The sequence below is a fragment of the Methanosphaera sp. genome (assembly GCF_016282985.1).
Taxonomy (GTDB): Archaea; Methanobacteriota; Methanobacteria; order Methanobacteriales; family Methanobacteriaceae; genus Methanosphaera.
The window spans coordinates 1-12,708 of record NZ_JAEELZ010000035.1 but is presented as its reverse complement, the minus strand read 5'-3'; the positions used below and the strand labels follow the sequence as shown (position 1 = coordinate 12,708).

Genomic DNA, 12,708 nt, shown 5'->3' with positions numbered 1-12,708 from the left:
TAAGTTTATTAAAAATGATTATGCTTAGATAGATAATATTTTGTTTAGTTTTATAAAAATACTTTATGAAAATCGTTAGAACTACTTTTTAAATGCTTTTTTAAATATTTTAATATATTAAGTAAATTACTACTATTTTTATTCAAAGATGGAATTAACATTTCACCAGAAATTATATAATATTTATTAGAAAAGTGTTTTTGTTCTATCTTTTGTATCCTTAGAAATATATTTTAAGGATATTTAACAAAATAATACCATATATTATAATTTTTTTTAGGTTGAAAAAAGATTGGAGGTAACTTATTTGAATAAAAACCATATTCTAACGCTTTTATTATTCTTTATCATTATTTTATCAGCAAATGTTGTTTCAGCAGAAATTCAAGAAGTTTCTAATGGGGATATGGCTGATGAAATAATTGATAATGCTGATGAAACAAGCGTTGTAAAATATAATCCTAATGATTTAAATAAAAATCAAAAAACAGATTATAAGACTGATTCAATAGGAACTATTGATTCTGCTGAAGAAGATAATATGATGGAAAATGAGGATTATGATATTAATGTTACAGATTACTTTGAAGAAATCTTATACTATTATAATTATTTAAATATCAATGGAACAACCACCATAAACATGGTATTGCCTGAGTATGATTCAATAAATTTAGATTATGATAACAAAGTAAGAGAATTAATAATCAATGGAAATGACACAGTTATAACAGGAAACATCAATGTAAATATTGGAAATAATTCAATAGTAACCATAAATTCCATTACTTTAAATGGTACGGTAAATATCGTAAATAATGGAACATTATATCTTAATAATGTCTCATTTATGAATAATGATGTTTCAACATATCTGATTGAAAATAATAAAAATGTTTACATGAATGATTGTTTATTTATGGATATAAATTACGGTATAATAGATAATAGGAATATTGTATCAATCAATAATAGTCAAATATCAAGAATATCCAGTAATTTACAAGATTCTCCTTTAATGAAAAATCAGGGAAAAATATTGATTGAAAACACAGTTTTATCAGATAATGTGATGACAAGCTTTATTAATGATACAAATGATTATGATTTTGCAAATGAAGAAACAGAATACTACAAAGTAGCAGAAATATTAATAATAAATTCGCAGTTAAATTATTCTTCACATTATTTAAATCCTTTAATGCAAGCAAAAAAAATTACTATCATCAATTCATCTTTAAACAACATTAAATTAGAAGACTCTGAAGAAAATTCAACAGATCTTGTTGCTGATGAAATAATCATGCTTGATAATAATTTAAATGCTGTTAACCTTAATTCATATAGTGAAAATTTTATTTCAATCAATAACAATGATGAAAACGGAATATGGAATGAAACATCAGATATCGATGTAGAAGAGACTTATGCTAAAACCGCAGAATATGTTGAAACTTTCTTGGCTGATGATGTAATTATAGTTTATAAACCACATTCAATTGAAACTAAGATAATATTTGATAATATTGAAGAAGCAGTTTATGGTGAAGATTTAACGGTTACTGGTCAATTAACAGATGTTGATGGTAATAGTTTAAATGATACACCAATAATTATTTCATCAAACTTTACACAACCCTTTGAAACCACTACTGATGATGAAGGAAAATACAGTTATACATTCCAAATAACTCAAATGGGAGAAAATTACTTGACTGTAGAATTTGCAGGAAATGATTCCTACAAACAATCAATTAACACAACAACATTTAATGTTACAAGAAAAGCATCAATAATAACATTAGAGGATATAATGGATGTTCAATATACAGATTATGTTACAATAACGGGTAAATATACAGATATTGATAATAAAAATCTTAGATATACTCCTATTATAATTACAGTAAATGGAGTAAGATATGTTAATGATACAAATGCTTATGGAATTTTTACATTTACATTTAGAACCAACAAACTAGGAGAAAATAATGTAGATGTAACATATCAAGGAAATTCAAGATATAAAGGTGCAAATAATTCAACAACATTCATTGTTACGCGAAAAGATACACATTTTATATTCAATATACCTGCTCAAGTACAATACACGGATAATATTACCATAATTGGAAAATATGCTGATACAAATGGAATAAACTTAAGATACACTCCAATAACATTAACAGTCAACAATAAAAAATATTCATTAACAACTAATGATACTGGTGATTTTACTTTAACAATGAAAGCAACTAATTTGGGAACAAACAATGTCTCTGCATCATATCCTGGGAATAATAGGTATAATAAATGTGAAACCAATATAACATTTGATGTAGTTAGAAAAGATACTGTTTTCATGGTTGATGTTCCTAGTGAAGTGCAGTATACTGATAATATTAGTATTGTTGGAAAATATTTGGATTCTAATGGTGTAAATTTAAGATATACTCCTATTACATTAATAATTAATGATGTAAAGAATACAATTACTACTGATGGTGTTGGTGGATTTAAGTATACTATGAAAGCAACTAATTTGGGAGTTAACAATGTTTCTGTTTTCTATCCTGGAAATAATCGGTATAATAAATCTGAAAAAAATATAACTTTCGAAGTTGTTCGAAAAGGAACTTTTTTCACATTGAATAAAATATTGACTGTAGAATATGGGGATAATGTTAATATTACAGGATGTTATGCAGATATTAATTCTAATAATTTAAGATACACTCCAATTGATTTGGAAGTTAATAAAAAAGAATTTGTTGTATATACAGATTCTTATGGTAAATTTAGTTTCTTAATAAAAGCTGAAAATATTGGTACAAATAATGTAACAGTATCTTATGGTGGTAATGCACGATATTCTCCAGCTAATCTTACAACAACATTCAATGTAAATAGAAAATCAACACAATTCACGTTAAACAAAATTTCACAGAAGTCATACTCTGATGAAGTTATAATTACTGGAAAATACACAGATGCAAATAAAAATAATTTAAGATACACTCCAGTTAAATTAGTTGTGAATAGTAAGGAATATTCCATTACAACAAATGCTTATGGGGAATTTTCATTAACTATAAAAGCAACAACAGTTGGAAAAAATAATGTAACGGTTTCTTATCCGGGTAATACACGTTATGCAGGAGCAAGCAGTAATTTATCATTCAATGTTGTACCTAAAACAACTAACATTACTATTCAATTATCACAAAAGCAACCAAAGACAAACATTACTCTTGAGGGAAATTTAACGGATAAGGATGGATTATCTTTAAGATATACACCCCTAACAATAAATCTCAACGGAACAAAAACAACAGTTACCACAGACGTAAATGGTTATTTTAAATTTTTATTCCTTCCTACAAAAGCAGGATCATATAACTTAACAGTTTCATACAACGGAAATTCAAGATATGCAGCAACCAGCGTAAGTAAAACTTTTAAAATAATTAAATCATAACATCCTTTTCTTTTTTTTAATACATTTTATGACTCTTTTTTTTATATGGGCAGTATCGTTATCAATTATTTTATTCCTTTGTTCTCTCAAATAAATACTTCAAGTATATTTAATAAATAGAATAATATGAAATATAGGACATTAGGAAAGACAGGTATAAAATCATCAATTTTAGGCTTTGGTGCTATGAGATTACCTTTAAAAAGTCAAAACCCTGAAGATGTAGACAAAGATGAAACACGAAAAATGATAGAATACGCGGTAGAAAATGGAATAAATATGTTTGATACAGCATTACTTTACCATACTTCCGACAGATCAAGGCCAGGTGTTAGTGAAACAATACTTTCAGAAAACTTAAAAGATTATTCAGATAAGATTCATTTATCTACAAAAATGCCTTCTTGGAATATTAATTCATGGGAATATTTTGATGATACTTTAAATAAGCATTTAAAACGATTACAGACAGAACAAATAGAATTATTCTTTGTACACTCTATAAAGGACTCTTATTATTCATCAATTAAAGAAAAAGGGTTATATGAATTTATTGATCGTGCTTTGGATGATGGACGAATTAAGCATGTAGGTTTTTCTACACACGGGTCCTATGAATTATTAGAACAAATATTAAATGATTATGAAAAATGGGGTTTTGCATTAACTCAAATAAACTATTTGGACAATGAAGAAAATCCAGGTCTAAAAGGGCTTAATAAATTACATAAATTAAATATTGGAACAATGATAATGGAACCGTTGAGAGGAGGTCAATTAGCACAAAATATTCCATATGAAATAAAGCAAATATTTTCAAAGTCAAAAATTCAACATACAAATATTGAATGGGCATTCAATTATTTGTGGAATTTTGATGAAATAAATTGTGTATTAAGTGGAATGAGTAATTTACAACAAGTTAAAGACAATATTTCTTTAGTTGATCAATCATTTAAATTATCAAAAAATGATAAACAAATATTGGAAGAAGTTAAAGAAAAATACAAAGAACTTAGAAATATTCCTTGTACAGGATGTAATTATTGTATGCCTTGTCCCTTTGGTGTTAACATTCCAAAATGTTTCTATGAATATAATATGGATAAATTATCAGGAAGTGAAAATGCTTCAATACAATATAGGTTCCATTTAAATGAAGATAGAAAAGCACATAATTGTACCAAATGTGAAAAATGTGTTTCAATATGTCCTCAATCGATTAATATACCTGAAGAACTAAAAAAAGTAGAAACACATTTTGGTGAATAAATCCTATATTTTTAGGGTAGGTTTATTATTTTTCATGTTCTTCCAGATATATACTGGAAATTATATCCATAATTTTTTCGTTATGTAATGATGTTATATTAATTTTTTTATCAATTATTTCTATAGAATCATTTATTTGGTTTATGTTGCTTGTTTGGGTTTCACTGTATTCTTTATTTTTTGTGGTTGATGACTGTATATTTTTGTTGATTTCTTGGATATTGTTGTTAATTTGGGTTAATTCATTAAATTTATTTTCTATACTTTTTGTAGATATGTTTAAATCATTTATATCTGTGAGTATTTTTGAAATATCCTCTTTTTCCTGATTAATTTTATTAATTTCTTTATTTTTTTCTTCTAGATTTTGCTTTATTGTATTGATTAATTCCCTTTGATTTTCATTATCTTTGATAAGTTTTTCATAGTTTTCTTTATAAAAAACATAACTATCACTTTTTTCTAAAATTGATTCTTTAATTTTTTTTAACATTTTAATCACCCGTAAAACTATTTGGATACAGTTAATAATTCTTTTTTTTTATTTATTCTGAGATATTTTCTTAAAGTTTAAATGTATTTATAAAATTTAAGTTACTTTGACTTAAATTTTCTTCAAAGTCTTTTTCGAGATTATTTTTTAAGATGAATTCAAGTATTTTATTTTTCAGGTCTTGGGATGTTTTTTCTTCGAATTTTGGATTATTTTCATTAAAGATATTTTGAAGAGAATTAACAATATAATTCAAAAAATTTTTTTTATAAGAATCATATAAATCGTTATTTTTAAAATAATTTAAAATTATTTCACAGCTTTTTAAGTTCTCACAGGAATCATAATTATTTATTTTCATGGATTCATTAGAGATACGTTTATTATAATAATAATTTTTCAATGAAAATATTTTTTCAGCTTCAAAGATGGTTTTAAAGAAAAAAATGTTATAGTCATCATATAATTTTTCTTCAAAACAAATTGAATTATTTATTAAAAATGATTTTTTAAAAAATTTATTGAATGGATTATGTGGAATTTCAAAAATTATTTCATTGTCTATATCTTTGAAATTGAATGTTTTATTACATATTATATTAAATTTAAAAGAATTTTTTGGTTTGAAAAACATTTTTTTATCCATATCATAGTTAAGCGAATTATATAAAATTACATCAGTATTTTCTTTTTTAGCAGTATGATATAAAAGTTCTAACGTATTTTCATCTATCCAATCATTTGAATCAATAAAATGAATATATTCTCCTTTAGAATATTTAATTCCAATATTTCTTGATTTGTTAGGTCCTATTTTTTCTTTATTTTTAATTACTTTGATTCTAGAATCTTTTTTTATGAAGTAGTCTAATATTTTGGCTGATCTATCAGTTGATGCATCTTCAATACAGATTATTTCAAAGTCTGTAAAATTTTGATGGAGTAAACTATTTAAACAATCATGTAAATATTTTTCAGCATTATATACATAGGTAATTATTGAAATCTTTTCTTGAATATTTAAATCATTTTTTATTTGAGAATTTTCTTCAATTTTTTCAATAGTATTTGATTCAACACTTTCTTTAAATAAAACTTCGTAAACTTTTTCTTTTAGCATTAAATCTTCATTTATCTTATTATTTTGAAAATTTAATAAATTTATGAATGTATATGTTTTAGATCTATTTAATACATTTAACAGTTCCAAGTTATTTGAGGGATATTGGTTAATTTTTTCCAGTAATTTCATACATTTTTCAATTAGAATGAGATTTTCTGAAGTGTTTGCAGATGATTTTTGTAATAATAATGTCCAATATGAAATATGGCTGTTTAATGCAACAACAACATCGGGGTTTGATTCTGCTAATGTTTGATACATGATTTCATAAATATTCAGATATTCTAATAATCGATTAAAAGTTAAGTCATCTGTAACAGATTTTTGAGAAGATTTAGAATAATCTCTCTTTCCATAAACAACTAAAGATTCGTTATAGTATGAAATTCCATTTGCCTTTAATAATACTTCGTACATAAATAAGGCATCTTGACCAGGTAAATATTCGTTGAATTTGATGTTGTTTTTTAATAAAAACTCTTTTTTATAAATTTTTGTCCAAATTGATGGAGGTAATATTAATAATGAAGGTTTTTCATTCAAGGAATAAATGTTAAGATAATCTGTAAGTCCAATATGGTCCCAACTAATCTTATTTTCCACAGTTCTTATACCAAAATTAACGGACACCATGTCTATTTTTTTTTCTGAGATTTTGTTGTACAAAAATTCACAAATATTTTCTAAATATATATCATCAGGATCTAAAAACATTATGTATTGGCCTTTAGCTAAGTTTAATCCTATGTTTCTAGGTTTTCCAGCAAATCCACTATTTTCCTTTAAATACGCACAAACTACATTATCATATTTTTTTTCCAAGTATTCTAATTTATTTTTACTATTATCCGTTGAACAATCATCGATAAAAATTACTTCTAAATTTTCAAAACCTATTGTTTGTTTATATATTGATTCAAATGCTTGATCAATATAATTTTCAACATTGTATACTGGTATTATAATTGAAATTTTATAAATAAAAATCCCTCAAAAATATAATTATTTAATATTTAATAATTATTTTCCATATTTTTAATAATGAATATCCTCTGTTTTTCTATTTTTTTAGATTTTTTGGATATTCTTAAATAAAATGTTATTAATATCATAATTACTATTTAAAATAATTAGAATCATTATTTTGATTAAATTTTCTTTTTTTATTGATTAAATCTTTCAAATAAGATTAATCGTAATGAAAAAATAATTGTAAATAATTATTATGTATATTATTATGTTTATTATTAATAATATACTTATTATGATTTAAATAATATGGAATGCTTTGATTAAGTTTAATACTTCTATTGCATATACTTTTAAAGTCATTAATAAAGTAAATCTTTTGAATTTCCGTTATTAAGAGAAAAAATTTTATTAAAAATAGTTATTTAGAAAAAGTATTTTATATTTTTTGCAAAATAAGTAGCTACTAAAGTTAGATTTATAATGTAATATAATTTTTGATTTTTTTTTTCGAAAAATAAAAAAATACAAATTACATTTCATGATTCAATATATAAAATACTATTATGCTGAAATCATTAGAAAAAATAAATTATTAAAGAAATCAAAACGATTTATTTAATAATTTTTACAAAACAAGCATTTATTTATAATTGAAAAAAATATAAAATAATTAATAAATCATTTTATACTAATTCTTTTTAATCCAATTGTATACACGTTTACAATTATTTTTGTCATTATATTTGAAAAAGTTTTCTACACGTCCGATATATTTCTTTTTCATATTACAATCATTATTCATGTATTCTATCATTAAGTTTACTAAATCATTTTCATCTTTTATTATTTCACCAAAACCCATAGTTTCATAGTCAAAATAACTATTCATGTAATGATAATTATCATTTGGATGATAATATATTACTGGTTTTTTCATATATGCAAAATCAAAAAATACAGAAGAGTAATCAGTAATTAATAAAGAGGATTTATTGAATAATTCTTGATATGATTCTTCTGTAGATAAATTTACTTCATCAGGGATATCAAATAAATCAATATATAATTCATCAGTTTCATTGATGTTTTTTTCAAGTTCGGGGTGCGCTTTAAATATAATTGTATAACCTTTTTCTTTTGCAATAGAAATTAAAGTTTTATTGTTTAACAAACCATTTAAACTTTTGTAGTAATCTGAATTAACAAATAATTCTTTATTTCCACGCAGATATTTTCTCCAAGTAGGAATGATTAAAATATGTTTACTAGAATTTTTATTATTTAAATTATCATATCTAGGAAAACCTAGAGTTTGAATAATTTCTTTATCAAATCCATAACCTTCAACAAAAAATGATTCACGTTCCTCATCGGAAACTGTTACTATTAAAGATAAATCATGATTAAATTTACCCATCCAATCAGAAATATTATCTTTTGTTACACCATGTTGTAAGAAATATACTTTTGAAACATTTAAACCATTAAATAATTCACGTCTGTCATCTCCATATTCAAAGAAAGGGTTTAATTCGCTTTCGTAGGGGTGTGTAGAAATGATTTTATCTGCAAATATATAGATTAATTTATGTTTAAGTGAATTATAATTAATCACATTTCCTATTTTAGATAAAGAGGTATAATTTCTACTTTTATTGGATACGGTCAAATATTTTTTGACATTATCATCCACAGTATTTGCATACTTAAATAGATGCATTGAATTATCATCTGCAATTTCTTTTCTATCCATAAACAAGTAAATTTCTTTATCTCGTTTAATTCTATTTACTAGTGGATATAAGTATGTATATAACTTTCTAACTTTTAATGCCTCTTTATAACCATAAGGTTTTTCTTCTTTTAATTTTTTCCACACTTCTTTTTCTAAGGAATATAATTTTTTATATGTGTAAGGTATGATGGTAAATGTCTTATTTTCGTACAATAAAATATATTGTTTTTTTACTAAAAATCCTATTGTTTCAGAAAATTTTGAATGTTTATTAAATTTAATATCGGAATCAATAGAAATTATGTTTTCCTTTTTAAAGTTACTATTATCTCCATTTTTATGAAAATTGAATTTTAATCTAATTTTTGAATTAAATATGTTTTTTAATGGAATTTGAATATCAAAATTTTTTTTGTATTGCCAAATAATGTCTAAGTATTGTTTATTCTTTCTTGAAGTATAAGTAACTTGTTTTGATGGATAATATTCTACAGAACCATTTTCATTTTCTTTAACAGCTAATATGGAGGTAAAATTATAGTCAATTAAAGAATTAATAAATCCTGAAATATTTAAAAATCCATTCTGAATTTTAATTATATCAATATATAAAGGGTGACATCCCATGTTGTCTATAATTTTATTAGATATTTTTAATTTCACATCATTTTTTGTTAATTCAAAATGAAGATCTTCTTTTTTTAAATAATAACAAAATAATTTTAATCCATAATCATTGATATTTTTGTTTTTAAAAATAACATCATCATCAAAGAAACTGAATATTTTTTTAATATAATATAAGAATTCTTTACGTTCAAATTCATTTTTAAATATGTCTAATGTTTCTGTTTCTTTAACTAACCAGTGAATATCATAAATTAAAGCATATTGTATGAATTTTGGAACTTTACCCTCTTTTTCAATACATTGATTAATTATTTTCATAAAATGGTGTTTTAACCTATCAGTATAATGTTCCTTTTGAAAAGTCATCGTATCAATTGTTGAACTCGTATCATATCGTTTTCTATAATAATAATAAGCATTATTTATAACACCTAATGTTTTTTTATTTAATAACACTTGATTAACTAAATGTGCATCTTCAGAACTAATTAATTTGGCATCAAATCGATTATCACCTAATACTTCTAGTTTAATAAAAGATGAAGAAGCTGAGAGTTGAGGATTATCCGGTTCTTTTTCTAAGTTAATTACTCTTGTTTGATTAAATTTATAATTTAATTTGTGTTCATCATGTGATCTACCAAATGGAGTAAGAGGTATAGCAATAACATCTGTTTCATTTTCATGTTTATTAATAAAATCATATACAAGTTTTAAAGTATCTTCTGATAAATAATCATCACTGTCTAAAAAGTTCACATATCTTCCTTTTGCATGTTTTAAACCGTTATTACGTGCAGTTGATTGTCCAGCATTTTGTTGATTAATTAATATAATGTTATCCGGATATTGTGCTTGATATTCTTTACATATTTCAAGAGAATTATCTGTACTTCCATCATTTACTAAAATCAATTGTGTATATTTTTCAAAATTTAAACTTTGATTAATAACAGATAATATTGATTCATCAAGATAATTACCTGTATTATAGATAGCCATAATTATTGAAAACAGGTAACTATTCCCAATTCCAATAAATTCTTTTTCAAAGGAAATTTTATTGGTTTCTGAGTATATTATGTTATTTTCTTCGGTAATTCCTGATTTATAAGCATACTCTATTTTTGGTAAATATTCATAATTATTTTTTAAATCATTGTATTTTGTTCGGAAATATATTTTTTTATTATTATCATCCTTAAATTTAATATTAAACTCAAAATAATTTGTATATTCCCATGGCTTATTTAAATTATAAGATATCTTTTTTTCTTTTTGAACATAATCTAATTTTAAACATTCTACAACTTCAGTATCACCATTTTCATTTTCTATAATGGCTTCAAAAGTTAAATAATCACTATTAAAATGTGAATTATACATTCCTCTTAAAGTAAAAATATTATCCTCTATTTTCTTATAGGTTAAATAAATTGGATGATAAGATAATCTATCAATTAAAAAATTTTTAGATTTGAAATCTAATTGATTATTTTCTATGTTGATGAATGATTGTTGATTATTTTTTATATATGTTAAAAAAGATTTTATAGGTCGTTGAATAAAATCATTTTGAATAATTATTTTTGAATCTATATTTAACAAAATATTATATAAGTATGTGAAAAGTTTTTCTTCTTCCTTTTTATTTAAAAAATTATAATTATGTTGAACTACTTTAGATAGATTATATGCAATCATATTTTGAATAAAATGGGGAACATGTCCATATTGATTCTTAAAATAATTGATTATATTTGAATAATAAAAATTTAGATTTGAAATAAAGAATTCCTTTTCAAAATCTTTAGGAGTTGTATAAATGTATGACTGGGAATCTATTTTAAAATATTTTGATGTTTTTATTAGTCCTATTTTGTTTTCTTCTGCTAAAATTTTATTTATTAAAAAAGTTCCTTCAATAGTATTAAAATTATTATTTAAATCAAAATCAAAACGTTTTAATGTATCAAATTTAATAAAACTGGATATTAGGAAATTTTGAATAAAATCAAATTTTTCTGTTATTTCAATTGAATCTCCACTATCTGAAATATTATTAAATTTATTATTTAATTCCATGTCATTTTTATTTGATGGGTTATTTATTGGAATTGAAACAACATTTTCAGAAGGATTATTTTTTAAAAACATAGAAATATCTTTCAATGTATTTTTTGTAAAATGATCTTTGTTGGATAAAAAAGTTACATATTCTCCAGTAATATAATCATATACTTGTGATAAATTATATGATTCTTTGAAGAATTCTTTTGTAAAAATTAATATATTATTAGGATAACTGTTTTGATATTCATATAAAATATCTAATGTTTTATCAGAACTATCCTTATCAATAATAATTAATTGAACATTCTCTTCAAAATTAATACTTTGATTTAAAATAGAGTCTATTGATTTTTTTATATAATTTTCACAATTATATACATCCACAATAATTGAAAACTTCATATATTTCACCGATTTTATAATAAAAAAATAATCTAAAAATAAATAAATATCTAAAACCATTTTTATCTCATAATTGTTATTTCTTAGAATAATAATTACAAAAAATTAAAATAATTATCATCTAATCAACAATATCATTTAGAGTAAATGGAAAAAAATTCAAATAATCCTTATTTTACTTATTTAATAACTGATATAAGTTTCTTTAACTCTGTATATAAATTTTTATTCTTAAATCAAAGTTTGTGTCCATATTTATTGACTTTTGAAGTTATTTAGTAAAATAATATTCTTATAGTGTTAGTTTTCAATTTAAATTTCTTTAAATAAAAAATACTTTAATATTTTATACTTTATTTTATTATATTCTGTATAAAATTTTAAAATTTTTTTTTCAAATTATACTTGATATTATTTTGTTTTTTCGGCTCTGTAGAAAACCTTGCATTGAGAGAAATATGAGTAATAACCCAAATATAGTTTTATTACAGAGGGAAATATTTTATTTCAATATTTTCCTTTCTTCATCA

The 12,708-nt window shown here is 22.8% G+C and carries 5 protein-coding genes; 2 read left to right on the top strand and 3 right to left on the bottom strand.

Features of this window, described 5'->3' with window-relative positions; all coding sequences use genetic code 11:
- The first annotated feature begins 307 nt into the window (after window positions 1-307).
- Window positions 308-3,478 carry a hypothetical protein gene (locus QZZ11_RS01870; protein WP_292473036.1) on the top strand — a complete coding sequence of 1,057 codons (3,171 nt, stop codon included), beginning with the start codon at window positions 308-310 and terminating at the stop codon, window positions 3,476-3,478.
- A gap of 126 nt (window positions 3,479-3,604) precedes the next feature.
- Window positions 3,605-4,750, top strand: coding sequence for an aldo/keto reductase (locus QZZ11_RS01865; RefSeq protein WP_292473034.1), 1,146 nt, complete (start codon window positions 3,605-3,607; stop codon window positions 4,748-4,750).
- A gap of 25 nt (window positions 4,751-4,775) precedes the next feature.
- Here QZZ11_RS01865 and QZZ11_RS01860 read toward each other — a convergent pair whose 3' ends face one another.
- The 3 genes from QZZ11_RS01860 to QZZ11_RS01850 form a co-directional block, all read right to left on the bottom strand.
- Window positions 4,776-5,243: a hypothetical protein gene (locus QZZ11_RS01860; RefSeq protein WP_292473032.1), complete on the bottom strand. Its 468-nt coding sequence runs from the start codon at window positions 5,241-5,243 to the stop codon at window positions 4,776-4,778.
- Between the two features lie 70 nt (window positions 5,244-5,313).
- Window positions 5,314-7,326: a glycosyltransferase family 2 protein gene (locus tag QZZ11_RS01855; RefSeq protein WP_292473079.1), complete on the bottom strand. Its 2,013-nt coding sequence runs from the start codon at window positions 7,324-7,326 to the stop codon at window positions 5,314-5,316.
- Window positions 7,327-8,026: 700 nt separating this feature from the next.
- Complete coding sequence (locus tag QZZ11_RS01850) at window positions 8,027-12,178, bottom strand: glycosyltransferase (RefSeq protein ID WP_292473030.1); 4,152 nt, start codon at window positions 12,176-12,178, stop codon at window positions 8,027-8,029.
- Window positions 12,179-12,708: the final 530 nt, after the last annotated feature.

Coding starts and splice junctions, on each gene's coding strand:
- QZZ11_RS01865 (WP_292473034.1), top strand. CDS start 3,605: ATGAAATATAGGACATTAGGAAAGACAGGTATAAAATCATCAATTTTA.
- QZZ11_RS01860 (WP_292473032.1), bottom strand. CDS start 5,243: ATGTTAAAAAAAATTAAAGAATCAATTTTAGAAAAAAGTGATAGTTAT.
- QZZ11_RS01850 (WP_292473030.1), bottom strand. CDS start 12,178: ATGAAGTTTTCAATTATTGTGGATGTATATAATTGTGAAAATTATATA.